We start from the raw sequence: 25,751 nt of genomic DNA, 5'->3' as shown, positions 1-25,751 counted from the left end.
ATATTAGATTATTATGACAAATGCCCAATAATTATTTACCCCTCATTCTATCATGTTTTCGATTTTTTTTCAACATTTTAGTATAATTAATGAACCATCATAACCCGATCTCTTCCTGAGATCGGGTTTTATCATGTTATAGGAAGCGCCAGGCCTGCCTGAGCCCGGACCTATTTAATGGCCTTGCGCACCGCTTCCGCCTCGCTGTTCAGCCTGTTGATATCCGGGATCGGCACTTCCTCGTGATCCAGATTGTACTTCTGCTTCAGCGCCAGAGTGGCTAGAACCCTGTCATCGAGCATCTGCTCGGATATGCGCCCCGATTCAACCGCCTGCTGCAGCGCCTTGATGACAGCCTCCTCCTGGGCATAATCATGCCCGACCATGACGATATTGCTTCCGGCTTCTATCGAGGCCACAGCCGCCTCGCCGATGTCCGCGGTGGCGGCAACAGCGCCCATCGTCAGATCGTCCGTGATGACAACGCCGGTAAAGCCAAGCTCCTCGCGCAGCAAACCGGTAATGACCGGCTTGGAGTAGGATGCAGGCGTATCCGGATCGATGCTTTCCATCAGCAGATGGGCCACCATGACCACATCGGCTCCTTGCTCGATCGCCTGCTGAAACGGCACCAGTTCGATCTGGTGCAGACGTTCGAGACTATGCTTTACAACAGGCAATCCGATGTGGGAATCAACCGCGGTATCGCCATGGCCGGGAAAATGTTTCACCACAGGCACGACGCCTTCGCGCTGGATGCCTTTCATCGATGCGATGCCGTGCTTGGCCACTCTATCCGGCGTCGTACCGAAGGAACGGTCGCCGATGACCGGATTGTCCGGATTGCTATCCACATCCAGCACCGGTGCATAGACCATGTTCAGCCCCAGCGAGGCCACCCTTGCCCCTATGAGCGAACCGACGGTTTCGGTAAGCTCGCGATCCCCCTTGCCGCCGACGTCGCGGCTTGACGGCAGTTTCACATACGACTCGGGGAAGCGGGTGACACGCCCGCCTTCCTCATCGATACTGAGCCACAGCGGAACCGGATTGTCGGCATTTTCCCTCTTCAACTCATTGATGAGCCCTACCGCCTGTTCCATGCTATCGATGTTATCCCTGAACAAGATAATGCCGCCGATATGATCGTCTCGGATCAGGCGGCGGGTGGTCTCATCCATCTTCGTCCCGTCGATGCCTACCATGACGAGCTGGCCGATCTTCTCATCAAGCTCAAGGCGGCTCAGTTCGGCTGCAGCCTGGAGCATAGCATCGGAGTCCGGGCCTGAACCGTTGTCTTCCCCTTCATCCTCAACAGGTGCCAAGTCATCGCTGCCGTTCCCCGCATCCTGCTCACCGGGCTCTTCCGGCGAAGGGGACTCCTGCCCTGACGTATCTCCGCCGGCCCCAGACTCAGACGCCTCGTGCGGGGCATCTGTCGCTCCCGTGCCTGAGCTAGCGCCCCCAGCGCAGCTGACGAGCGGCACCAGGAGGACAACAAGCAGCAGCCAGGACGCTATCGACCATTTCCTGAACATCTTGTCCCCGCCCCCTCTCGCACGCAAATTGAGATGCTAATGTGCTGCTTCTTACCTCGTATGATTGCGAATCCATGACATGGCGATCGTTCCTTCACCGGCATGAATGCCGACCACAGGAATAAAGGTCATAATCTCCGTCTGCAAGGATGGATGGGAACTGGTGATCTCCTGCTCCATCTGCTTGGCCTCTTCCTCATTGTTGGCATGCATAATACATACTTTGCGGATTTTCTTAATATCCTCCTTCAGCACGTCCATCATACGCTGGCGGGCTTTTTTGAACGTCCGAATCTTCTCTGCAACAACGATCTTCCCTTGATCGAAGCGAAGCAGCAGATGGATGCGCAGCAGCTGGCTGACCGCAAGCTGTGTGCCGGATACACGGCCGCTGCTGTGCAGCCGGTGCAGGCTCGCCGGAATCAGATAGAACCGCAAATTTTGCACCATGTTCTGGATCTTCTCCTTAATAACCCCTACCGTATCTCCCTGCTTGTACCATTCGATGCCGGATTCAATCATTTCACGCAGCGGGAATGCGCCTGCTTGGGAATCAATCCCGACGACATTCACTTCAGCGATCTCTGCTGCCTGCAAGGACGCATGGAGAGTACCGCTAAGCTCCGATGAACAATGGATGGCAATAACATCATCGTACTTGTCCTTCAATTGCTCGTACAGCTCGATAAATTCGCCGACTGGCGGCTGCGAGCTGCTGATTTTGCTTTCGTTCTTCATTTTTTCATAGAAGTCTTCTGCTGAAATGTCAATGCTCTCTCTGTACACTTCCTCCCCCACGATCAATCGTAACGGGACGATATACACGTGGTTATCCCTGGCAAAAAAAGGATCAATGGTGCAAGTGCTGTCGGTCACCCATGCAATGGATCTCATAATTGCTGCTCACGTCTCGCTTTCATTATTCATCTACGGCATCTGAAATGATACCGCTTTAAACAACAATGATAGACTACCCGGGCCAAGCATGCAAATGGAAAACATTAAGCCGCCTCGAAGCCTCGGGCTAAAGAGGGGCTGGTCGGGCGATGATAACTCGTCACGCCTCTTACCAGCAGTGTTGCATTTTTCCTTTCCCCTCCATACAGAAACTGTTAAAATATAAAGGTTGCTGCAAACAGGAGGCATTCATCATTATGAAACTATTACATCAGTCAGCGAAAGATTTGAAACAATGGCCCCGAAATATCAAGCTGTTTTTCCTGGCCAACGTGCTTTACCAGATCGGAACCGGCATGTTCAGCGTGCTCTACAATCTGTACATACAAAACCTGGGGTATGATGACTCCATGAACGGTACGGTCGTCAGTGTTCAGTCGCTGGCAACGGCCCTTATGTTTATTCCTATCGGATTCATGGGAGACCGGACAAGCCGCAAAAACATTCTGGTGCTCGGCGCACTGCTTAGCGGTGCCGGACTCATTGTCCGCTCATTTCTCGAAAGCGAATGGAGCTTGCTCGGACTTGCGATTTATACCGGACTGTTCTCTTCCTTCTTCCAGGTGCTTGCCATTCCGTTCCTGGCGGAAAACACAACCAAAGCGGACCGGATGCGCATCTTCAGCATTCACGCCTCGCTTGTGCTGGCATCTCAGGTGCTGGGCAGCATGGGCGGCGGATTTCTGGCCGACTTCCTGCAAGTGCTCGGATTAAACCGAATCGACAGTCTGAAAATCTCGCTCTTTATCGGCGGAACGGCCACCTTTCTGGCTTTTATTCCATTGTTGTTCACAACCGAGATGAAGAAGAGCGAACAGCGAAAATCCGAACCGCCTAAAGCTGCGGCAGACGCTGCCCCCAATCCGCAGCTACAGCTGCAGGATCGGCGCGGCGAGTTCAAAATCATCGGTCAATTCGCTGCCACCCAGCTGCTTATCGGGCTAGGCTCAGGCCTCGTCGTGCCTTACCTGAATCTATATTTTACGAACCGGTTCTCCGTCTCCTTGTCGGCTGTCGGCATCCTGATCTCACTCGGACAGGTAATGACCATTGTGTCCATGATGATCGGACCGACACTGGTGAACCGCATCGGAGCGATCAAAGCGGTCGTCTTCTTCCAGGTGCTGTCACTGCCATTCTTGCTGCTGACCGGCTTCACCAACATATTGTTAGTGGCGTCGCTCGGATTCCTGTTCCGGCAGGCCTTGATGAATGCAGCCAATCCGATTCAGGCGTCCATTCTGATCGACCGGGTGCCTGACCACCGCAGAGGCATTGCCAACTCCATCACCCAAACGGCGTTCATGCTCGGCTGGGCGACGATGGGGCCTGTTCAATCCTCGCTGGTGACAACGTACGGCAGTTATTGGGGCTATGCCATTACCTTCTGCATTACGGGCGTGCTGTATGTCGTATCATCCATCCTTTATTACCGGTTGTTTCGCGAGCGGAAGGACCCCTCCGTCTCCACGACCGCCGCACTCTAGCGGCGCTTCACGCGCGGCTTTCGTTACTGCTGGGGAGCATGTCTTCGAATGTAATAGCTCTCCAGCTTGCGGCTGAGCACCAGCGACACGATAATGAAGGCCAGCACGCCTACCAGCTTGAACGGCTGGGACAGCAGATCCGACACATTCGCTCCAATATAGGATACGCAGAACACCATAATCCCTTTCCCAAGCGTAACAGCCAGCAAGTAGGACATGATGTTCATCCGGGCCAGACCGGCAGCAATGTTGACGGCAACGAACGGCCCGACTGGCAATATGCCTAGCAGAAATACATAACTGAATCCGTTCTCCTGAATCCAGAGCCGGCCTCTTTGCACCTTCGGCTTCGCTGCCCAGCGCTCAATGAACGCCGAGGAGGACACCTTCCGGACGATGAGAAACGTCGTCAGACAGCCTGCAACCATCCCGATCCAGGAATATAGAAATCCCGGCCACATGCCATATACAGCAGCATTGACCCCGACGATGACAATCGTGGGCAGCGGCGGGATGAAGGACTTGAGAAAGGTAAGCAAAATGCCCGGCAGCGGGCCAAGGGAACGGAAATTTTCCAGCCATAGCTCCAGGTTGCTTTCTGTGAAATAAGACATGATATCCATATTACCCAACGATATATACAATGAATCCACCCATTTCTCTGGACAATTTCTTCTAGTATAAAGGAAAAAGATCCCCGGGTCCTACAAAAAAATCACGTTCGTATTAGGGTGCGCATTCAGTCACCAACAACAACAGCGCCCGAAGGGCTGCCACAAGCCGTGGCCGTTCTTCGGGCGCTGTTCCCTGGTTCCAGTGACTTCGTTATTGGTTTTCCTTACCTTTCACTTCGCAGGTTTCATCCGTGCATACTCCGCCATCCCCGTCCTCATTGACGATGACGAGCGGATTCGACTCCGCATAAGCCCGCTGAAGGGCATCTGTGAACACTTCCAGCGGCTGGGCGCCGGACACGGCATACCGGCCGCCGAGCACAAAGAAGGGCACGCCCCGTACGCCCAGCTTGGCCGCCGCCTCTTCGTCAGCACGAACCTCGGTGCTGAACGCCTCGCTATCCAGCACAGCGGCCGCTTCATCCCGGGACAAGCCGACTTCGGCGGCAAGATCGGCAAGGACCGCCCGGTCCTGCAGGTTTTGCCCTTCCGTAAAATAAGCCTTGAACAAGCGCTCCGTCATTTCCTTCATCACACCGTGCTGGGACGCATAATGCGCGAGCCGGTGCGCATCGAAGGAATTTGCCGGCACGGCTTGATCCATGCGGTATTCGAGACCGACGCTTGCTGCCTGCCGGGTCACATTCTCATTCGCTGCTTTCGCTTGTTCGATGGACATGCCGTACTTGCCGCTCAGCAGTTCATCCAGCGTCAAGCCCGGCTTATAATTGGCGTTCGGATCAAGCTCGAAGCTGCGATAAACGACCTGAACCTGATCCCGATGAGGAAATTGCTCCAGCGCCTGCTCAAAACGGCGCTTGCCAATATAACAAAACGGACACCCATAATCCGACCAAATCTCCACTTGCATCCCGAAGGCCCCCTCTTTTTTCACATAAAATTCAAAACGATCCGCTTACTAATTGTAACCTTCTATCCGTCCTACTGCAATGGCTTCCGGCTATCCTTCACATCTGGTCTGCTTCGAGCCGAAAGCAGGTGATGTAACCAGGGGCATCTGCCTGGTGACTGATGAAGCCAAATCATGACCACCCGTCCAACGGGTGGTTTGCTCTTGGGGTATAACCCCTTGTTGCCAAACTGCGCCTAAAGACGCTGGCCTGACACAAAACTGTTCAGGCTCATTGTTATTTGTCACTTTCACTTACCCGTTAAACGGGTTTACTTCTTTTTGCTACTGTTTCTGCTAAATGGATCTTCATACTCTTTCACACTCAATTTATCTATTGCTTGGTCATGTGCTTCTTGTTCACGGATATATTTTGCGACGGTTGCCTCATTCAATCCCACTGTACTGACGTAGTATCCCTCCGCCCAAAATTTTCGATTGCCATACTTATACTTCAAGTTGGCATGCTTCTCGAATATCATAAGTGAGCTTTTTCCCTTCAGATATCCCATGAACGATGATACTGATATCTTTGGGGGAATGGCTACCAGCATATGTACATGATCTGGCATCATGTGGCCTTCTATGATCTCTACTCCCTTGTATTTACACAATCGTTTGAAAATTTCGATTAAATCTTTTCTCACTTGATTATAGATCTCTTTCCGTCTATACTTCGGGGTGAACACAATGTGGTACTTGCACATCCACTTCGTGTGAGCTAGACTATAGCTCTTGTTTGCCATCTAAGACCATTCCTTTCATTTTATTGAGCCTGAACATCTCAATTTTATCGGAATGGTCTGGATGGTCAAACCCTCGATCCCTCCACCCGCATAGCGGGTGGTTTTTTGTTTCGCACGCTTCGCGAGCTCAACTGGCTAAAGCCATAAATAAAACAGACAGCCATAGGCTGCCTGTTATTTATATTTGCGCCAATCCATTTCGCTATGCTCGAGCAAATATTCGAAATCATTGTCACGGCGCTTCTGCTCGGCCTTCCGCTCCGCTTCCCGCTGCTGGCGCTCCTTCTCCAGACGCTCGGACTCGCTGGCCTTCAGCGCTTCGGTTGTCGCCTTCAGCTGCTCCAGCACCTGCGGATTCAGCATATCCTTTAGCGTTGCGGGCTTGTCGGATGGCTCCGGTCTCGGCGTATGCATATTACGCTTTTTCTTCGCCAATTCTGCTCACCTCGGTTTCCCCCTTATTATAGCATCTCCGGGCCGCTTTATCAGCCGCCTGACAGAAAGCCGTCAGACAAAGAATTAGCTGATGTAGACCATGATCAGCAGACCCGCGATGAAGGAGTACGTAGAAGGGCGCTCATACCCGTGGCCGTGGCTTTCCGGAATCAATTCCTTGTAGACGATAAACATCATCGCCCCTGCCGCAAACGCCAGACCGTAACCGATCATCCACTCGATATAACTGGCGGCGAAATAGCCTATAACGGCCGAGATCATCTCCATCAAACCGGTCAAAAATACGACAAGAAACGACTTCGCCTTGCTCACCCGGGAATTGATCAGGAACACGGCCAGCACCAGCCCCTCCGGCATGTTCTGCGCCCCGATCGAGATCGCCACCATCGGTCCCAGCCCCTCGTTCTGGCTGGCATAACTGAAGCCGGTGCTCAAGCCCTCGGGAATATTATGAATGCACAGCGCAATGATGACCAGCAGAGAAGAGGTATCAAACGAACTGATGCCTGCCCGGTTCTCTACATCGATATGAGGAATATTCCTTTCGATCAAATCCAGAACGAGGATGCCGACGAGCAGCCCGATCGTCAGCGGAATCATCCCCGATTCCTCCAGCGCCTGCGGCATCAGCCCGAATGTAGACGCAGACACCATGATGCCCGCTGTAAAAGCGATCAGAATGTCCTTCCATTTTTCCGACAACGTCTTGACGAACAGCAGCGGAACAGCGCCTAGCACCGTCGCCATCGCAGATATGAGACTTCCCAGCAATGCAGATTCCATACTTTATGTAGTCCCCTTTTCGCAAGTAATACCGAGCAACCCAACATCAATATCATACTCGGAAGCTAGCGCAGCGTAAATGACGGATATAAAAATACCGGCTTCATCAACCTCATCTGTGCAAGCCGATGGGCCCGCCTTCTCATTATATTGTCGTTCTTGACCGGATGATAACCGAAAAAGGCCGAAGATTCGGCTCAGTGTAGCGCCGTCTTCGACCTTTTCTACGTAAATGAATGAATAGCTTGGACTTCCTTGGCAAATCATTCTGCCATCAGGCATCCCTTGTAAGGGCGATCGATGGGACTTGAACCCACGAATGCCGGAGCCACAATCCGGTGCGTTAACCCCTTCGCCACGACCGCCATATGTTGAACGCATCAAGTGCGTCCAGAACAATAATGTAGCAGAAATCACCCCAAAAGGCAAATGGTAATTGTTCACATTCCAAAGTTCGATGCCGACCGGCATTTGCTCTCCCGACTGCAACGGTCTATACTGGTGGAGCATTCACCTCGCGCGGGCAGATGCCCGATTATGGCGAGGCTTGTTCAATCACTGGAGGAATCAACCCATGATTTATCAGATCGACTACATATCCGATCAGCTGCGGGTGAAGGGGTATCTCGGATTTCCACCCGACACCGCGATCGATACAATCAAAGCGATGCTTCAGCACATTCAGCGCATGGATCAGGTCTGTGTCATGAACACTTTGGCCTGTTCCCTTCATCACCGCCCCGCGAGCGGGGATCTTCATAAAGACACAGCTTCACTTCCAAACAGCGATGCAGGGGCCTGCCCTGTTCAGGCCTCTGACCTTGACACGCGTCATGACGCACCGCGCACGCTTGATCTCCAGTCAGCCGAAGGGCTGGCGTATGGACATCATGATCAGGCGGGAACGAACCATGGCGAGAACATCCCGGATACGGGGCAGCCTGGCGTAGCCGGCCTTATAGCTGACACTTCTTTAGCTGGCTCTCAGGTTGTCTCCTCCCCAGGCAAAGTCAAATTCCCGCTCATCATCTATTGCCGGGGCGGCATCGGAAGAGTCGGCGCAGTGAAGCTCAAGTGGATCGAAGAGTTTGCCGCCCAGGGCTATATCGTATTCGCGCCTGCCTATCGCGGCAACGAGGGAAGTCAAGGCCGGGATGAGTTCGGCGGCTCGGATACCCATGATGTATTGACCGCTATCCACTGGCTGTCACAGCTGCCCTGGATCGATTCGGCACGGATGCATATGCTCGGCTTTTCCCGAGGCGCAATTAATGCGGCACAGGCAGCTGTAAGGTGCAGCCATATCTCACGCCTGATCCTGTGGAGCGGCGTGTCCGATCTGACCCAAACCTATGAAGAACGGATCGATTTGCGGCGGATGATGAAGAGAGTGATCGGCGGCACGCCCAACAAAGTGCCGGATAAGTACAGACAGCGCTCTCCGCTCCATTTGGCGGAGCAGCTACGCTGCCCGGTTCTGCTTGTGCATGGCACCAGCGATGAGCTGGTGGCAATTGAGCATAGCCACCGGATGCTCCACAGGCTGAAGGAGCTGCGTTACCACGTGGACGCGCATTTTTACCTGGGGCTGCGGCATCACTTCCCTGCCCTGCAGCATGCGGCTGCCATTGAGCGGATGTTCGACTGGCTGAAAAGCCCTGTCCCATATCCGTAAATCATCAGGCTCGAGCCTGTAGTGATTTAGCCAAACATGAAAAAGCACCGGCTCGCCGGTGCTTTTCTGCTCTGTTCAGGGCTGAACGCGTACCTACAGCTTGAACCGATAATCCGTAAATTGCAGTGCATTCGAGATGGCTGGCCACACATCCGCTGTCTCTCCGCCCATGTACCAGTAAGCATACCCCGCTAGACCGCGGCTCGCGCCAATCGCATGCTTGAGCGACAAGGAACGCGCATCCTCGGTCCAAATGCGATGCGCATTCCCGCTGAGCGTATAGGAAGCCGTGTATTGCCCCATCACCTCATCCCAGGCCAGCTGAGCCCGGCGCTGGCGGATCCGGTTGCCCTGCTCCACCAGGCTGATGTCCTGGGAGGTCACCGCCGGCCCGAGCTGCCAGTCCCGCGTATACAGCGGGGCGGCGAGGATGCTTTTGCTGGCCGGCACCTGGGTGAGCAGCTTGTTCACCGCACCGGATAGCCAGGGCTGGGAAGAGACGGATCCGGCTTTCGGCGATCCAGACCAATGCTGATCATATCCCATCAGCACGATATAATCGGCATAATGGCCAAGCGCCGCGTAATCAAAGGCGGCCGTCCAATCCGTGTTCAAGTCGGGCGATACATCGACAGATAAGACCGCATTCGCTTTATGCATCTCTGTCGACAAAGAGGCAACAAACGCAGTAAGCCCCGCACGATCTTCGGGCCGCACATTTTCAAAATCCAGATTGATGCCGTCCAGATCGTACTTGTTCACATAACCGCGCAATGCGCTGATGAACGCCTTCTGTTTGTCGGCACTGCTCAGCAGCTGATGCGTGGATTCGGCATTGCCTCTGTTCCCGACCATCGCCCATACCTTCGTGCCGCTTGACCTCGACCATTGAAGCAGCCGGTCATCCGTATGGTCGGTCAATGCTCCGGATGGCTCAAGAAAGTACCAGCGCGGAACAAGCACATCCAGCTCAGCTCGCTTGGCGTAGGCGATGTACTGTGACGCTGTTCCGTTGTAGAGCCAGCCCATCCGAATTGTGGCATCACTCGCCTTCCTCCCCGCTTCCACCGCCGCCGACACATCGCCTGCCGTCAGTGCGCGGTCCAGCAGTGCCGCCGCCTCTTCCCTCGTCATCAGGTCAAGCGGTCGGAACTTCCCCCGGTCGCCTGTCAGCAGCCCGGCATCCGTTGAGCGGGCTATAGCAGAGCGGGCCCATGATGCGATCTGCCATGCATCGCCATAAACGCCTTCCAAATGGCCGGTGTAACCGTCTGTTTGCTTCAGCGCCCGCATCACCATCACGGCAGCCTCCTGACGGTTGATCATGCGATTCGGTTCAAAGAGATAACCATTGCCCTCTACGAGCGAAAGATTGACCCATGCATGAATGTAGCCATAGTACCAGGCTGATTCATCGACATCCCGAAAAGCTTGCAGATCATTATGTACCGGCTGGAGCTCCAGCATTCGCAGCAGCATGGCCGTAAATTCGGCCCGCGTGACCGGATCCTTCGGTAAAAAAGCCCCTTGTTCATCTCCGTTCACGATGCCTTTGCCCGCCAGGCGAACGACCGCTTCCTGGGCGAAGCTTCCGGATACGTCATGAAACGAAGGGGGACTCGGAGCTTTAGCATAAGCCAATGCATGATTACAACTTGCTGCAGCCATTAAGGACAGCAGCGTGAAAGACAACATCCATTTTTTCACCAGTTACGCCTCGATTCTATCTGTTCAGATATGTTCAACCATATCAGAAGTTGATAGAAGGAAGCATGCATCACTTTCTGGTAATTTTACCTGTCACAGCCGAGAATGACCATTCCGATGCCTCGAACCGTCAAGGTATCGCTCGTCTGATGTTCGATATGGGCAGCACCAAACACCGGCTCCCAGCTTCCCAGCGGTGGAAGGGCAAGTCTGGTCACCCCGGACCTGGTGTGATACAGCACATACAGGTGGCGGTAACGTTCCCCGTTGGCGTGATCTCGCAGCGTGTAGGCGACCGTGTGCGCCGGTCCCTCTTCAAACCGCAAATGCTTCCGGATCTGTTCCGCGCTTCGCATGCGAAAGGCCGGGTGGCGGCGCCGAAGCTCAATAAGCTCCCGAACCGCGCGCACGTCAGCCTGATGGGCAGCCGCCGCCTCCCAGTCGATCCGATTCACCTCGTCGCCTGCATTAAAGCTGTTGTCCACGCCGTGCTTGGTGCGGTAAAACTCCTGGCCGGCATGCAGAAACGGAATCCCCTGGCAGGTCAGAACGATAGCGGTAGCCAGCCTGTGCATGGCCCGCCGCTCCTCCTCCGGAGCATCCTTTGCCGACAGGCTCAGCTTGTCCCACATCGTATGATTGTCATGACACTCGGCATAATTGACACACTGATCAGGCTCGGCGGCAAAGGAGCGCAGCTGCTCCGAATACGTGATCGCCCCGGCAACCGCCTGTTTCACACGCGTCTCGAACCCGGTCCCTCCATTCACGAAGCCGGGCTTGGCCTCATCAAACACTTCCCCTTTCACCGCATCCCGAAGGTCCCCGTTAAAATGAGCCACTCTCGCCATCCGGGGTGCATGCGACTGATTCGCCCGCTCGTTGTCAGGCAGCTCGGTGTCCATGACCCAGCCTTCCCCCAGCATCAGAATCGATGGGTCGATCTGATCCAGCCTGCGCCGAAGCTCATTCATCGTATCCACATCGATCAGTCCCATGAGGTCAAAGCGGAAGCCGTCAATATGGTATTCACGTGCCCAGTGCAGAACCGAATCCACAATATACTTCCGCATCATCGGGCGCTCTGTCGCGCAGTCATTCCCGCACCCCGACCCGTTGGACATCGAGCCATCCGGCTTGTACCGCAAATAATAGCCGGGCACCAGCTTCGTAAAATGGATAACATAACCGTCGTACACATGGTTGTACACCACGTCCATAATGACCCTAAGACCGTGATCGTGCAGCGTCTGGATCAGCGTTTTCAACTCGCGAATCCGCACTTCCGGCTTATACGGATCGGTCGCATAGGAGCCTTCAGGCACATTGTAATTTTTCGGATCATATCCCCAGTTATACTGCGGCTCATGAAGCCGGGTCTCATCCACGCTTTCAGTCGCGTAATCAAACACCGGCATCAGCTGAACATGCGTCACGCCCAGCTGGGTCAGATGGTCCAGACCGGTTGCAATCTGTGCAGGCCCCTTCGTGCCAGGCTCGGTCAGACCGAGATAGCGTCCTTTCTGGCGCACGCCGCTGCCGGGATGAATGGTGTAATCCCGAATGTGAAGCTCATAGATGATGGCATCGACCGGATGGGCTAATGGCGGGCGCTCCGCCTTCCACCGCTTCGGATTTGTTGTCTGAAGATCCACAATCGCCGCCCGGTCTCCATTGACCCCCACCGCAGTCGCATATGGATCGCAAGCTTCATTCCACTGCTCCCCGACCTGAACCAGATAGGTGTAGTATCGTCCGGCCAGATCCTCGTCCACTTGCAGCACCCACGTCCCCTTCACATCGCGCCGCATAGGATGACGCTCCGGCGTCTCGGAATGCCAATCGCTGTACAGCAGCACATACGCCTTGCTCGCTGTCGGTGCCCACAAGCGGAAGCTGGAATGTGCGGGGGTATACGTCAGTCCCAGGTCAGCGCCATCATAGACATACAACTCGTCGAACTGCTGTGATAGAACAGATACTCCCTTGGTCACTTCCGGATCCCCGTAATCGATCCGGATATTCCTATCCTTCTGCACCGCCATTCGGATCACTCCTTATGTCTCTTGCTTGCTTTCAGCACGCGCTGCACCTCTTCATCCGACGGCGCTCTGCCGCCATACCTGGCCACTTCATATAATTCAATCAATTCAGGGGGCAGCTCCGATTCGGCCTCGCCGCCCGTTCCTTTCCAGTGGTCCAGATCACGTCCGGTTTCTCTCGGGGTTAACGCCGCATTCCAGTGATAGCCTTCCCTGATCTTGCGTGACAATATCCGCCGGTACGTCTGACGCACGGCCGCCGCGTTGTCTGCCGCCGGCTCATCCCTCTGGACGGCAAACCGCCGCCGCAGGCCTTGCAGCAGCTTACGTCCGGCAGGCTCATGCTCGATCTGCTCGATTTCGTCCTCATAGCCAAGCATCTCCTGACCTTCCCGGTGTGAGAAGCGGCGATTCATCCACGCCGAAAGCTTGCGCAGCAGCCGCGGAAGATGCTTGCCCAGCCGGTACAAGGCGAATACCAACGCCGCGATCAGCAGCGCGTATACCAGATAGATCACGATTTGCTCCAGCAACGCCAGCCACGGGGATGGCGAGGGTGTCTCATCGCCAAAAGGCAGCTCCGGCGTCGGCGGAATCACCTCAGGCTCGGGCGGAGGCACCTCGGAAGGCGTAGACTGAAACCATTGAGCGATCCAGGCAGCGAACTTGCGGATCATGTCCCCTACGAACTGCTGCAGTCGCGGAAGAACAACAACGGCCGCTGTAATAAGAAGCAGGATGACAATGAGCGCCCGGTTATGCCGAAGGACGCGGCGCTCCAGCACCGGCGCCCCCTTCCCCGGCAGGGTCTGCTCCAGCACCATTCTCTGATTGAGCACCAGCAGCGTAGCGATCAGCGCCAGCGCGCCGGTCCAGGCCAGCATCGTCCGCAGATCATGCACGGACTCCTGGAAGCTTAGCACGAAGCTTGAACCGCCATGCATCAGCAGACCGGCCAGATAATAGGGACCGGGAAACAATGCATCCCAGCCGTTATGAGCCATCCGGATTCCCCGGTAGCCGGCTGCAAACATCATCGGCCATGTGAACAGCAGCGCCGGACCGATCCCTGTCATGGCGATCGCCAGCACGGATGCCGTAATGCAAGCCCAGAGCCCGGCAGATGCCAGTCGACTGAGCTTCCACACTCGGGTTCCGGAATATCCCAGCACGTAACCTGCGAGAATGAGCGCAGGCCACCCCCAGAGGCGCTCGGCGGATAGCAAATAGTAAGCCGGAATATAGATAAGCGGAAACAACAACAGGATTTCAACCACGGCCTGAAGCAGTACAACAGGATATCCGATGCCTGAACGATTTATTTTCATGCGGATTCCTCCTGGTCCCCGTCAGCCTGCTGATCCAGTATATGAATCGTTACCGTATGGCCCCGGCTCACAAATCGGCTAAGCATCTCTTCCAGTCGCGGGCTGATATACGTGGACAGAATCAGAATGTCCCGCGCCTCTTCCAACCGTTCCAGCTCCGCTGCCAGATAGTCATGAAATGACATTCTGCGCGTTAATTCCAGCCTTGCCAGGGTGCTCAAAATCTGCTCCTGATGATTCTTCCCCCCGGTTACGGGTATCGAAACATGGGTTTCCGGCTCCTCTTCAAGCGTCCCGTTCGTGCCAAAACCCGCTTCCATCCCTTGTGACAGCAGATGTACGACGATCCCGGCGGTTAGCCGAATGCCATATTCAATCGGCTCCGGCTTCGTCGCATGCGTCCACATCTGCTCGTGATCCTCCACATTCAAATAGATTAGGACGCGGCCGTCCGCAGTCGTATCTCGCTGATGCACCTGCAGGCTGCCTGCCTTGGCACTGGCCTTCCAGTGAATATCCTTGAGCGGATCTCCCGAACGGTACGCCCGAACGCCAGACTGCAGGAACGGATCTTCCATAATCCAGCGGCGGACGACAAGATCGCCAATCCAGCTGCGTACAGGCAGCTCCATATTGTGCATATCAATCGGGTTCGGGTATACGGTAAGTTCACCTTCGAGCGCCTGACTCCGCACCATCGATGACAGTCCGAGCAGGTCGCCGGAGGTCATCGTGACCGTGCCGAGCTTGTACATCCCTCTGCGGACAGCGGTAATCTGGTGGCGGCGGACGATTTTGGTCCAGGGCATCAGGCTGAAGAAGCTTTTGTGATTTTGACTGTGCTGGCCTTCGCTAATATCGAGATTCAGCTGGCTTCCAAACAGCAGCCCGGTCCGGAACCGGGACTCCACTCGAAGCCATGGCACCGGAAGCGCCTTTCGATTCTCAATCGTTTCCATCAGCTCGATTTTGTCGCCTTCGTAACAGGAAGAAACCTGAAAGGAGCGGCTGTAACTCAGCTTGCGAAATGCCGTTTTCCGAAATATAAAGCTTTGGAATCCAATGACAAGCGCTGCGAGCAGCAGCATCCAATATGCATCCATCAGAATCCCTCCTAGGACGATACACCCTCTTCAGCCGGCACCGGAACCTCGCTCAGCATACGGCGAATGATCTCCTCCGCCTTCACACCGCCTCCGCGATTCATCCCGAGCCCTTTAAGCTGAAGACGGTGGGCCCATACAGGCTCCGCAAGCTCCTTAACATCATCAGGGACAACAAAGCTTCTGCCATGCAGCACAGCCTGTACCTGCGCCGCCTTCAGCATCGCCTGGCAACCCCTCGGGCTGACTCCGATCGCAACAGACGCCTCCTGGCGGCTGTATTCCGCCAAAGCGACGATATAAGACAGCATCTCATCGCTGACATGCACGCTGCTGACGATTTCCCTCGCCTTGATGATACTGTCAGAAGACGCCACCGCCTGAAGCTCCTCCAGCGGCTGCCTGTCCTTAAAGCGCTTTAAAATTTGAACGCTTTCCGCGGAAGAAGGATAGCCCATGCTCAGCTTGAACAAAAAGCGGTCCATCTGGGCTTCCGGCAGCGGAAACGTTCCCTGCTGCTCCAGCGGGTTCTGCGTTGCAATGACGAGGAACGGCTCGGCAAGACGATGAGTGACGCCATCGATGCTGATCTGCCGCTCCTCCATGCATTCCAGCAGGCTGGACTGCGTACGGGGCGTTGCCCGGTTGATCTCGTCGGCCAGCAAAATGTTGGTGAACAGCGGGCCGGCGCGGAATTCGAATTCCGATATTTTCTGATTATAAAAATAAATGCCGCTCAAATCCGACGGCAGCAGATCCGGTGTGAACTGCACCCGCGTAAACTGACAGTTCACCGATTTGGCGGCCGCTTTAGCCAGCAGCGTTTTCCCCGTGCCCGGCACATCCTCCAGCAGTACATGCCCTGCGGTGACCATTGCGATAAATAACTTGTCAATCATAGACTCTTTCCCTACGATGACCGTCGATACATTGCTTCGTATTTGTTCGGCTAGCTGACGAACATGATCCAGATTCTCGATCGTAATCCCTCCTCATCCTTTATCATCGGGTTACATCAAAATTCGTCACGCCTCCCCTTAATTCCTGTTTAAGCGCGCAAAAATCAACCGCTTGCAGCTCTGGCACACGAGCCCAGCGAGTAATCTATCGGGATTCCGGCCGGCGCGTGATATCGAAGAAATCGCCCGCAGCTCTCCTACGGGCTCTCCTCCCGAGAGGATGCGTGCAGCTCTTCACTCCCCTCGTCCTCCTGCTCTCTTCCGGTCGCGCGAATATCAACATAGTGCCGCATCTCCGGCGCCTGGCTGTAGAAGGGCTCAAGCATTGACAGCCATTCCGCATAATCGGGGTGGCCTCGAAAGCCGATCAGATGATCCTTGATGCCGGTCCAGCGTACAAAAAACAAATACTCGTCCCTGTTTTCCACACATTTATGCAGTTCATGATCTATGTATCCTTTTTTGGTGATCAGTTTGCCTGAAGCAGCCCGAAAGGCGCTCTCGAATTCACTGGCAAGACCCGGTTTAATATGCAATGTGGCGGTTTGCAGAATCATGATCCATCTCCCCCTGCTTCAGCAGCTGACAGCGCTCGGACTGTACGACTGCCGGTATTTGAATTGATTAGGTCATCCCAGTATATGCTGGTATAATACCTATGAATACCTCAGGTAAGGATGATGACTCAGACATGGCCTTCGGCATATCCAAACAGGAACTGCAGCAGTGGAAGGAGATTGTGGGCCGGGGCGGGATCGCTTTGTTGACTCACTATTGGTTTGATCCGCGCTTTCCGCAATACACCACCGTCACCAAAGTCGGCTGCTCGGATCTGAATCTGCTCACACGCTGGTGTAAAGAGAACGGGCTGGATCCGCGATACATTCACAACAGACAGCCCTACCCGCATTTTGACCTGATCGGTCCGAGACAGGCTGAGCTGCTGCAAAAGTATGCGAACGACCAGCATATCCCGCGCTTCGGACTGACAGAAGTATAATCGATCAACGACCGGACCTCATAAGCGCCCGATCCGCCCTTGAATAATGGCTGGGGCATCCAGCCATACAGCGACGTCCGGAGCGGAGCCGGTGGCCATTCTCGGGGACCGGCTCCATGATGGACGGGCACATCGCTCTCGTTACGCTCTAGCCTTTATGATTCATTTTGTTCAGCGCTTTATGAATCCAGATGGCAGCAATCGCTCCGTCGCCCATCGCTGCCGTCGACAGCTCTGAGTGTACCGCCAGATCCCCTGCGACCCACAGATTGTTCACACTGGTCTGTTTCGAGCGCGGATCCGCCTTCACATGACGGTTGTGCTCCAGCTCCGCCCCAAGCTTGGCCGCAAGATCCGAATGAATTGTATTCCCGCCAAAAGCGATGAACCCCCGCTCCGCAGATAGGACCTGCTGATCACTCAGCAGCAGGCCCGATATGATTCCATCTTCGCTGCACTGCACCTCAGCTATCGGCTTCTCGATATAGGGGATGCCAAGCTCGGACAGCTTTGTCATCGTTTCCGGCTCTGGCTGAACGCCCTCGTGATTCACGTACATGATGTCCTGTGTCCGCTCATGCAGCAACACCGCCATGGAAGCGCCCGGCTCCCCTGAGCCGATCACAACCGTTTTGCGATTCTGAATCTCATAGCCGTCACAGTCCGGGCACACATATACAGAACGTCCGAGGGTTGGCACTAGACCCGGCAGCTCCGGATAACGATCTGTGACCCCCGTTGCCATCAACAAGGTTTTGGCCTCATAACGGTTCCCGCTTGCGCCTCGAAGCCGGAATCCGCTCTCCATCTTCTCTGCATCCTCAATCGTATCTTGGACGAACTGAACGCCATAGGAGGCCGCATGATCTCGGCCAAGGCGCCGCAGCGTCTCTCCCGACACCCCGTCAGGCCAGCCCAAAATGTTATGATAGCCTTGGCATAGCGTCGATCTCCCCGTTCCTTTGTCGATCACCAGTACCCGATGCACTGAATAGCGGCCTAATTGAATGGCGGCCTGCAAACCGGCGATCCCGCCGCCGATGATGATGCAATCTTCCATGGCTGTTCCCTCCTGGCTTTGGTTTGTGCTGGCTTGCTGCTCCGGATACCGGCAGCGCCGCTGCCATTTTACGCATTCCGTATCTGCAATACCAGGCTGCTCTTATGCAAGTGTCCCATTTAATATTTAACCAATCGGCGGGAATTACTCGGTTATAAATCCCGAATTATGATCCATTCATGAAAGAATCGCCCGATATGACAGCACAAAAAAAAACGGCCCAGGAGATAACTCCTGAACCGTTTGGAAAGCAGCAACATCCCCCGCTTTCCTCATTCCATTCGTTACAGCAGCAGCTGACCGGCCACTGCCCCTGCCAATACGACCAGCCACGGCGGGCACTTCCAGAACACCAGCATCCCGAACAGCCCTGCCCCAATGACAAATTCAACCGGAGAATGAATCGAGGACGTCCAGATCGGGTGATACAGCGCAGCGAACAGAATGCCGACCACCGCCGCATTCATCCCTGTCAGCATCCCTTGAAGCTTGGCGTTCCGGCGCATGCCGTTCCAGAATGGCAGGGCGCCCACGATCAGCAGAAAACCGGGGAGGAAGATGGCAAGTGTCGCCACAATCCCGCCGGCAATGCCGTTGATCATCATGCCGAGATAGGCCGCAAAGGTGAAGAGCGGCCCAGGTACGGCCTGTGTCGCCCCGTATCCGGTCAGAAACTCCTCCCGGCTCAGCCAGCCGTTCGCCAGCGTTTCGCTTTCCAGCAGAGGCAGAACGACGTGTCCACCCCCGAATACGAGGGAGCCTGCCCGGTAGAAGCTGTCCACAATGGCAATCCATTCATTATTTGTCATGCCGCTTACAATCGGCAGTCCAACCAGCAACACAGCGAATAGCCCGAGGCAGAAGATGGCGGTCCTGCGGCTAATAATGGCAGGCAGGTCAGGTTTCCCCTCTTTCGCCTGCTCTTTTCTGAACAGCCACAGTCCGGCCAAACCTGCGGCCGCAATTGTAATCACTTGAGCAAGCGGACTTTGCCACAGCAGAACAATCGCCATGACGAGAAAGGCAATCCCCGCCCTGACAGGCCCTGTTGCAAGCTTGCCTGCCATGCCGAGCACAGCCTGGGCCACAACGGCCACAGCAACAATCTTCAAGCCTTGAATCCAGCCGGCTGCTCCCGGATCAAACGTATGCATCAGTCCTGCAAAAATCATCAGCACAACGACGGAAGGCAGCGTGAACCCTAGCCAGGCCGCAATGGCTCCCCACATCCCTGCTCTCGTCAGACCTACCCCAATGCCGACCTGACTGCTTGCCGGACCCGGAAGAAACTGAGATAAGGCCACCAGATCGGCATAACTCTCTTCGTCCATCCAGCGTTTTTTCTTGACATAAGTTTGGTGAAAATAACCCAAATGCGCAATCGGTCCACCGAAAGAAGTCAATCCGAGCTTGAGCGCGGTCCAGCCCGCCTCAAATACCGCTCTTCCTTTGCTGATTCGCTCCCCTTGTTCCATTCCTTGCCCGTTGTAATTCGACATCAGCGTAACGCTCCTTTTTCTCTTTTGACAATATACTAGTCCATGAAATCCTCCATTTAGCATATTATAAACAGAAACAACCCATCTACATATTTTTGTTAACGCTATGTAAAATAAATTAGTGCTTTTTATTAACAAACGCCCAGAAGGATGGATCACGCTCTTAACCTACAAAAGACTGCACCTTGCGTTAATCCGCGCGGGTGCAGTCTTCCTCGTAGTGTGGCTGTTAACCACCATTCATCCTTTCATCCTGTTCGGCGGGGATCCATATTAATTGTCGCTGACGTAGCCGGGCTTGGCAGCGCCCAGACCGACAACGAGAGACAAGCTCGTGACCGCCATCAGCATCATCAACGGCAGGCTCCATCCGGACGTCATATCATGCAGCAGTCCGATCAGCATCGGTCCGACAGCGGCTAACAGATAACCTATGGACTGTGCCATGCCTGACATCGCTGCAGCGCCCTGGGCAGTGCGGGTCCGCAGCGTGAAGAAGATCAGGGACAGGCTGAAGTTGGCGCCGCCTGCAATCCCGACCAGAATCACCCAGAACCAGGTAAGCGAAGTCCATCCGATCAGCAGGCCGCCATACCCGATAAACATCGACACAAGGGACACGGCGAGCAATGTCCGCTGATCCGGGTTTCGCCCGGCCAGAATCGGAATGATGAAGGAGAACGGAATGCTGACAAATTGCATGATCGACAGCATCCAGCCAGCAGTCACCGCCGGAATGCCCTGACTTTGCAAAATTTCCGGCAGCCACGATATGTTGACATAGAACGTAAATGACTGCATGCCCATGAACAGCGTAATACACCAGGCCGTCTTTGAACGAAAAAGCGCTTGCTTGCCGGGGGCATTAGCGACGCTCACCGCTTTGGTTGCTGGCCGATTTCGCCACTGCTGGAACCATAGAACGGCCGCACCAACCGATAGCAGCGACCATATCCCCAGCGAGCCTTGCCATCCGAATCCAAGCTGCACGGCAATCGGGATGCTGACTCCTGATGCCACTGCAGCCATCAGATTAATGGAGGCCGAATAAGCGCCTGTCATCAGGCCGATGCGATGCGGGAAAACCCGCTTCACCAGACTGGGGAGCAGCACATTGCCTGCAGCGATTGCGGAGCCGAGCAGCGCTGTGCCAAGCAGCAGCGTTATCGGGGATGCAATCGATCGCATCCCGATACCGAGTGTCAATACGACCAGGCTGAGGAGCAGTGTAGCCTCCAGGCCCAGCTTGCGCCCAATGGATGGAATGATCGGGGATAATAACGCAAAGGCCAGCAACGGGATGGTCGTCAGCATGCCGGCCATGGTATTGGATATGCCAACCCCTTCGCGGATCATGCCGATCAGCGGTCCGACCGACGTTATCGCGGCTCTTAAGTTAATCGCAACGAGAATCATTCCTGCAAACAACAATCCGGTGCTGACCGTATTCGATGATCTTGGGTTGGATTCTCTTGTTGAAGATGAAACCATTTTTGCAAACTCCTCACCAAAAAAATATGTAAAAATTAACTCATCAGATTTTAACATATGACATTAAAAAGGACTACCCCCGCTTTTCGAATCTCAGGAGAGCGTCAGGGAAGAGGGTACACCTATTGTACCCAAACGGGGGATGCCGAACCCTATAATAATCGATGGAATCAAAAAGGAGGCAAACCTCCGGGCTAAAGTAAAGCCCAAATGTTCGCCTCCTATAATGACTTCAGTAAGGATACGGCTCCATCTCGCATCGTGTCCAGCGTTATCCCAGCACCATACGATCATCGGAGAGCTTCTGACCGCTGATTTGTTCAAATTCACCCAGCAGCTGCTCCACCGTCAATGTCTGCTTCCGCTCCTCGTTCACATCCAGAATGATACGGCCTTTATCCATCATGATCAGACGGTTTCCTAGACGGATCGCCTGCTCCATGTTGTGGGTAACCATTAAAGTTGTCAGCTTCATATCACGGACAATTTCCTCCGTAATCCGGGTGATCAAATCCGCCCGGGCCGGATCAAGCGCCGCCGTATGTTCATCCAGCAGCAAAATTTGCGGCTTGGTGAACGTCGCCATCAGCAGGCTGAGCGCCTGCCGCTCTCCGCCTGACAGCATGCCAACCTTCGCCCGCAGACGATTTTCCAGCCCGATGCCAAGCCGCTCCAACTGCTCCCGGAAATGCTTCCGCTTCGCAGCGGTGACGCCGATGCTCAAGCCTCGGGATTGTCCCCGCCGGTAAGCCATTGCTAAATTTTCCTCAATCGTCATTTGCGGTGCTGTTCCAGCCATCGGGTCCTGGAAGACCCGGCCGATCCAGCGGCTGCGGCGAAACTCCGGCAGATGGCCCACCGGGCTGCCGTCAATCCGCACCTCGCCGGCATCCGGCTTCATAACGCCGGAAATGATGTTCATCAATGTCGATTTGCCCGCCCCGTTGCTGCCGATCACTGTAACAAAGTCACCTGGCTTCAGATGAAGGTTAATGTTCATGAGCGCAACCTTCTCATCGACCGTTCCGGGGTTAAACAGCTTGGACACCTGTTTCAGTTCCAGCATTATCGCGTCCCCCCTTCTGTCGTTTGCCCGTGCGTGGCGTTTGTCAGTTCGATCGTTCGTCTTCTCGCTTGTGAGCGCTGCTTAAACGCTCTCCGGATCGTAGGGACCACTAGGGCAATGATGACGATAACGGCAGTGATCAGCTTAAGGTCCGATGCTTCCAGCCATGGAATCTCATATGCTGCCGCAACAACGATCCGGTAAATGATCGAACCGCAAATAACGGCCAGCGTTGTCCGAAATACCGAGCCTGTTCCAAGAATCGCTTCCCCGATAATGACCGATGCCAGGCCGATTACGATCATCCCGATACCGGACCCAATGTCGGCAAAGCTGGATTGCTGGGCCACTACAGCCCCGGAGAGCGCCACCAGGCCATTGGAGATACAGAGTCCGAGAATCGTCGTATTGTCCGTGTTCGCCCCGAAGCTGCGAATCATCCGTTTGTTATCTCCTGTAGCCCGAAGAGACAGCCCAAGATCGGTCCGGAAGAAAGCATCCAGCAGCAGCTTGCCGATGATGACAATGATCAGCATGACATAGAGCGGGTCCATCGACCCGAAAATTTTGTCCTGCTGACTGAGTGAAATGTTCGGCTTGCCCATGATTCTCATATTGATGGAATACAGGGCAATCATCATGATGATCCCGGACAGGAGGCCGTTGATCTTCCCTTTCGTATGCAACAGGCCTGTACAGATCCCGGCAAGCGCCCCTCCGGCAAACGCACACAAGGTGGCCAGCCACGGATTGATCCCGCTAGTGATCATGACTGCGGCAATCGCGCCGCCTGTGGTAAAGCTCCCATCGACCGTCAAGTCAGGGAAATCCAAAATTCGAAATGTAATATATACTCCTAACGCCATTAAAGCGTATAACAGTCCCAATTCAATCGGACCATCCAGCCGGCTCAGAAAATCCAGCATGTATTGACCTCCTTCAGCATTAAGCAAGGCGCGGGCTGTTCACTCCGCGCCTTGGCGTTACTCGATGATGTTGTTTTCCGGATCTTTAACTTCCTCTTTCATGGCATCGGTCACTTCAATGCCATAATCAGCCGCAGCCCCAAGGTTCAGGATCAGATCCAGCTTATCCGGTACGGTAATTTCCATCTCGCCCGGATTTTTGCCATCCTTCAAAATTTCAACCGCCATCTGGCCTACTTGATAACCATGATCGTAGTATTTGAAGCCGACAGTCGCGAAGGCTCCCTTCTCCACCGTGTCACGGTCACTGGAGAAGAACGGGATCTGGTTGGCTTTGGCTGTTTCGATAATCGTATCCACACCACTGACAACATTGTTATCAAGGGTAATAAAGAACGCATCAACCTTGCCAACGAGCGATTCAGCGGCCTGCTTTACTTCCGACGTATTCGTGACCGCGGCTTTCACCATTTCAATCCCATGCTCGCTGAGCGCCTCTTCAGCCGTTCTTGCCATCACGACTGCATTCGGTTCGCCTTCGTTAATGATCAGACCCACGGTCTTCACATCCGGGAAATGGGTGCTCACAAAGCCCATCAGCTGCTTCGTAGCTTCAGGGTTCGTGTCCGAAGCTCCGGAAATATTGCCGCCAGGCTGCTTCAGGTCATTGACCAGCTTGGAATCAAGCGGATCGGTAACGGCTGCAAACAGAATCGGCTTCTCCTTCACGTTCTCGGCCACAGCTTGCGCGGAAGGCGTTGCAATCGCAATGACGAGATCCGCTTTCGTATTTCTGAGCTTCTGGCCGATGGACAAGTTGTTGCCCGGATCGCCTTGTGCATTGTTATAGTCAATGCTCAATGTGTTGTCTTCTTCGGAAATACCAGCTTCCTTCAGCGCCGCCAGAATCCCCTCTCTTGTCGCGTCTAGCGACGGATGCTCTACATACTGGGAAAAGGCAATGCTGTAGGATGTTGTCTCCGCCTGTTCACCGGAACCGGTGCCCGGCGTTTCGCTCGGCTCTGTATTATTGCTATTGTTGCCGCAGCCTGCCGCGACCAGCAGCAATGCGGACAAGGCCATGGACAGCCACATTTTTCTCTTCAAAAGAATAACCCCTCTCTCTACTTGATAAACCGTTCGTTTCGACTAAAAGCGACAACGCTTCCCCGCTTTTACCGGAAAAAGCATTAAAGTAAAAATAAATATTGTTCCAACTGAACAATTTGAACAACGGTCTATTATGAATATATTATATGCTGCTCCCCCGTTTCGTCAATCCGGATTTCCGGCAAATGATGACAAACTTTCTATACATTTAAATTGACTAAGTGGGCTCAATTCACTACAATTCTATAAGTATACCTAATTTTCAATCCAATGAGTAATTTCCAATATAGAATAGGTGGTAAAAACCATGGCTGAACAATCGTACCAAATTCTTCTGTACTATAAATTCGTGCACATCCCCGATCCGGAAGCGTTCAAGGATGAGCATCTTCAATACTGCAAGGAACTCGGGCTTAAAGGCCGTATTCTCGTCGCCTCCGAGGGCATTAACGGCACCGTGTCCGGCACCATCGAGCAGACCGAGCAGTATATGCGCGACATGAAAGCAAACCCGCTGTTTGCTGACATGGTATTTAAAGTCGATCCTTCGGAAGGCCACGCTTTCCGCAAAATGTTCGTCCGTCACCGTCAGGAGCTGGTCACATTCCGTGTCGAGGACGAGCTCGATCCGAACGAAATCAGCGGCAAGCGCTTGGCGCCGAAGGAGTTCTACGAATATTTGCAGCGCGATGACGTCATCGTGCTTGACGGCCGCAATGACTATGAGTATGATATCGGACACTTCCGCAATGCGATTCGTCCGGATGTACAGTCGTTCCGCGAGTTTCCGGAGTGGATTCGGGAAAACCTGAGCGAACACAAGGACAAAACGATCCTCACCTACTGCACGGGCGGCATTCGCTGCGAGAAGCTGACCGGCTTCATGATCAAGGAAGGCTTTCAGGACGTGGCCCAGCTTGACGGGGGCATCGTCACCTACGGCAAGGACCCTGAGGTGCAGGGACGCCTGTTCGACGGGAAATGCTATGTGTTCGACGAGCGGATCTCGGTTCCGATCAACCAGACTGACGAGGATGTCATTGTAGGCAAATGCCATCACTGTGGCAAACCGGAAGACCGCTACATCAACTGTGACAACGATGCCTGCCACCTTCAGCACATCTGCTGCGAGGAGTGCGAAGAGCTGCATCATGCCTGCTGCTCCAAGGAATGCGAGGAGATTGTGCTGGCAGGCCACAACGCCTCGTGATCGGCAGAAGCTAACCGGTAACGC

Annotated in this window: 23 protein-coding genes and 1 tRNA gene; 4 read left to right on the top strand and 20 right to left on the bottom strand. The window is 54.3% G+C overall.

All coding sequences use genetic code 11. The annotated features are described in order from the left end of the window. Window positions 1-170 precede the first annotated feature (170 nt). Window positions 171-1,538 (bottom strand): beta-N-acetylhexosaminidase, encoded by a 1,368-nt coding sequence (gene nagZ, locus MKX64_RS20220; RefSeq protein ID WP_341037161.1) that lies wholly within the window; start codon window positions 1,536-1,538, stop codon window positions 171-173. Window positions 1,539-1,589: 51 nt separating this feature from the next. Next, entirely contained in the window at window positions 1,590-2,432 is an 843-nt protein-coding gene (locus MKX64_RS20215) for a DegV family protein (protein ID WP_095266247.1), read from the bottom strand. Window positions 2,433-2,692: 260 nt separating this feature from the next. Between MKX64_RS20215 and MKX64_RS20210 the strand changes: the two genes are divergently transcribed. Next, window positions 2,693-3,982: an MFS transporter gene (locus tag MKX64_RS20210; RefSeq protein ID WP_095266246.1), complete on the top strand. Its 1,290-nt coding sequence runs from the start codon at window positions 2,693-2,695 to the stop codon at window positions 3,980-3,982. A 23-nt stretch (window positions 3,983-4,005) separates the two neighbouring features. Here the strand turns inward: MKX64_RS20210 and MKX64_RS20205 are convergent, their stop codons facing one another. The 6 genes from MKX64_RS20205 to MKX64_RS20180 form a co-directional block, all read right to left on the bottom strand. Then, the gene (locus MKX64_RS20205) at window positions 4,006-4,596 is read right to left on the bottom strand and encodes a TVP38/TMEM64 family protein (protein ID WP_095266277.1); all 591 of its coding nucleotides are present in this window, start codon (window positions 4,594-4,596) and stop codon (window positions 4,006-4,008) included. A gap of 211 nt (window positions 4,597-4,807) precedes the next feature. Continuing rightward, complete coding sequence (locus tag MKX64_RS20200) at window positions 4,808-5,527, bottom strand: DsbA family oxidoreductase (RefSeq protein ID WP_095266245.1); 720 nt, start codon at window positions 5,525-5,527, stop codon at window positions 4,808-4,810. Window positions 5,528-5,838: 311 nt separating this feature from the next. Next, a complete protein-coding gene (tnpA, locus tag MKX64_RS20195; protein ID WP_341035207.1) occupies window positions 5,839-6,312 on the bottom strand; it encodes an IS200/IS605 family transposase in 474 nt (157 codons plus the stop codon). Window positions 6,313-6,486: 174 nt separating this feature from the next. Continuing rightward, window positions 6,487-6,747, bottom strand: coding sequence for a YqkE family protein (locus MKX64_RS20190; protein ID WP_095266244.1), 261 nt, complete (start codon window positions 6,745-6,747; stop codon window positions 6,487-6,489). A gap of 84 nt (window positions 6,748-6,831) precedes the next feature. Continuing rightward, on the bottom strand, window positions 6,832-7,551 hold the full coding sequence (locus MKX64_RS20185; protein WP_341037159.1) for a ZIP family metal transporter: 720 nt from the start codon (window positions 7,549-7,551) through the stop codon (window positions 6,832-6,834). Window positions 7,552-7,843: 292 nt separating this feature from the next. Then, window positions 7,844-7,916, bottom strand: a tRNA-His gene (locus MKX64_RS20180). Window positions 7,917-8,125: 209 nt separating this feature from the next. On the opposite strand from MKX64_RS20180, the gene MKX64_RS20175 reads away from it, so the two are divergent. Beyond that, entirely contained in the window at window positions 8,126-9,226 is a 1,101-nt protein-coding gene (locus tag MKX64_RS20175; RefSeq protein ID WP_341037158.1) for an alpha/beta hydrolase family protein, read from the top strand. Window positions 9,227-9,319: 93 nt separating this feature from the next. Here MKX64_RS20175 and MKX64_RS20170 read toward each other — a convergent pair whose 3' ends face one another. The 6 genes from MKX64_RS20170 to MKX64_RS20145 form a co-directional block, all read right to left on the bottom strand. Then, window positions 9,320-10,933 carry an S-layer homology domain-containing protein gene (locus tag MKX64_RS20170; protein WP_341037156.1) on the bottom strand — a complete coding sequence of 538 codons (1,614 nt, stop codon included), beginning with the start codon at window positions 10,931-10,933 and terminating at the stop codon, window positions 9,320-9,322. 86 nt (window positions 10,934-11,019) lie between these two features. After that, on the bottom strand, window positions 11,020-12,978 hold the full coding sequence (gene pulA / locus MKX64_RS20165) for a type I pullulanase (protein ID WP_341037155.1): 1,959 nt from the start codon (window positions 12,976-12,978) through the stop codon (window positions 11,020-11,022). Window positions 12,979-12,983: 5 nt separating this feature from the next. Further along, entirely contained in the window at window positions 12,984-14,303 is a 1,320-nt protein-coding gene (locus MKX64_RS20160; protein WP_341037153.1) for a DUF4129 domain-containing protein, read from the bottom strand. Next, window positions 14,300-15,406 (bottom strand): DUF58 domain-containing protein, encoded by a 1,107-nt coding sequence (locus MKX64_RS20155; protein WP_155618084.1) that lies wholly within the window; start codon window positions 15,404-15,406, stop codon window positions 14,300-14,302. The genes MKX64_RS20160 and MKX64_RS20155 overlap by 4 nt, the downstream gene beginning before the upstream one ends. An 11-nt stretch (window positions 15,407-15,417) precedes the next feature. Then, window positions 15,418-16,386, bottom strand: coding sequence for an AAA family ATPase (locus MKX64_RS20150; RefSeq protein ID WP_425320448.1), 969 nt, complete (start codon window positions 16,384-16,386; stop codon window positions 15,418-15,420). 176 nt (window positions 16,387-16,562) lie between these two features. Beyond that, the gene (locus MKX64_RS20145; RefSeq protein ID WP_095266231.1) at window positions 16,563-16,922 is read right to left on the bottom strand and encodes an antibiotic biosynthesis monooxygenase family protein; all 360 of its coding nucleotides are present in this window, start codon (window positions 16,920-16,922) and stop codon (window positions 16,563-16,565) included. Between the two features lie 134 nt (window positions 16,923-17,056). Here MKX64_RS20145 and MKX64_RS20140 point away from each other — a divergent pair, with 134 nt between their 5' ends. Then, window positions 17,057-17,365: a hypothetical protein gene (locus MKX64_RS20140; RefSeq protein ID WP_095266230.1), complete on the top strand. Its 309-nt coding sequence runs from the start codon at window positions 17,057-17,059 to the stop codon at window positions 17,363-17,365. A gap of 148 nt (window positions 17,366-17,513) precedes the next feature. On the opposite strand, the gene MKX64_RS20135 is transcribed toward MKX64_RS20140, so the two are convergent. The 6 genes from MKX64_RS20135 to MKX64_RS20110 form a co-directional block, all read right to left on the bottom strand. Beyond that, window positions 17,514-18,425 carry an NAD(P)/FAD-dependent oxidoreductase gene (locus tag MKX64_RS20135; RefSeq protein WP_155618087.1) on the bottom strand — a complete coding sequence of 304 codons (912 nt, stop codon included), beginning with the start codon at window positions 18,423-18,425 and terminating at the stop codon, window positions 17,514-17,516. A gap of 284 nt (window positions 18,426-18,709) precedes the next feature. Next, on the bottom strand, window positions 18,710-19,924 hold the full coding sequence (locus MKX64_RS20130) for a chromate transporter (protein ID WP_445670847.1): 1,215 nt from the start codon (window positions 19,922-19,924) through the stop codon (window positions 18,710-18,712). Between the two features lie 273 nt (window positions 19,925-20,197). After that, window positions 20,198-21,415 carry a CynX/NimT family MFS transporter gene (locus MKX64_RS20125; protein WP_341037152.1) on the bottom strand — a complete coding sequence of 406 codons (1,218 nt, stop codon included), beginning with the start codon at window positions 21,413-21,415 and terminating at the stop codon, window positions 20,198-20,200. A 271-nt stretch (window positions 21,416-21,686) separates the two neighbouring features. Further along, the gene (locus MKX64_RS20120) at window positions 21,687-22,481 is read right to left on the bottom strand and encodes an ABC transporter ATP-binding protein (RefSeq protein WP_095266226.1); all 795 of its coding nucleotides are present in this window, start codon (window positions 22,479-22,481) and stop codon (window positions 21,687-21,689) included. After that, a complete protein-coding gene (locus MKX64_RS20115) occupies window positions 22,481-23,407 on the bottom strand; it encodes an ABC transporter permease (RefSeq protein WP_155618090.1) in 927 nt (308 codons plus the stop codon). Before MKX64_RS20115 ends, MKX64_RS20120 begins: the two co-directional genes overlap by 1 nt. A 57-nt stretch (window positions 23,408-23,464) precedes the next feature. Beyond that, a complete protein-coding gene (locus tag MKX64_RS20110) occupies window positions 23,465-24,514 on the bottom strand; it encodes an ABC transporter substrate-binding protein (protein ID WP_155618091.1) in 1,050 nt (349 codons plus the stop codon). A 310-nt stretch (window positions 24,515-24,824) separates the two neighbouring features. On the opposite strand from MKX64_RS20110, the gene trhO reads away from it, so the two are divergent. Next, window positions 24,825-25,727, top strand: coding sequence for an oxygen-dependent tRNA uridine(34) hydroxylase TrhO (gene trhO, locus MKX64_RS20105; protein ID WP_155618092.1), 903 nt, complete (start codon window positions 24,825-24,827; stop codon window positions 25,725-25,727). Window positions 25,728-25,751 lie beyond the last annotated feature (24 nt).

The organism is Paenibacillus sp. FSL M8-0334 (assembly GCF_038000405.1).
GTDB classification, from domain to species: Bacteria; Bacillota; Bacilli; order Paenibacillales; family Paenibacillaceae; genus Paenibacillus_AQ; species Paenibacillus_AQ campinasensis.
This window is presented reverse-complemented; position numbering and strand designations above follow the sequence as displayed.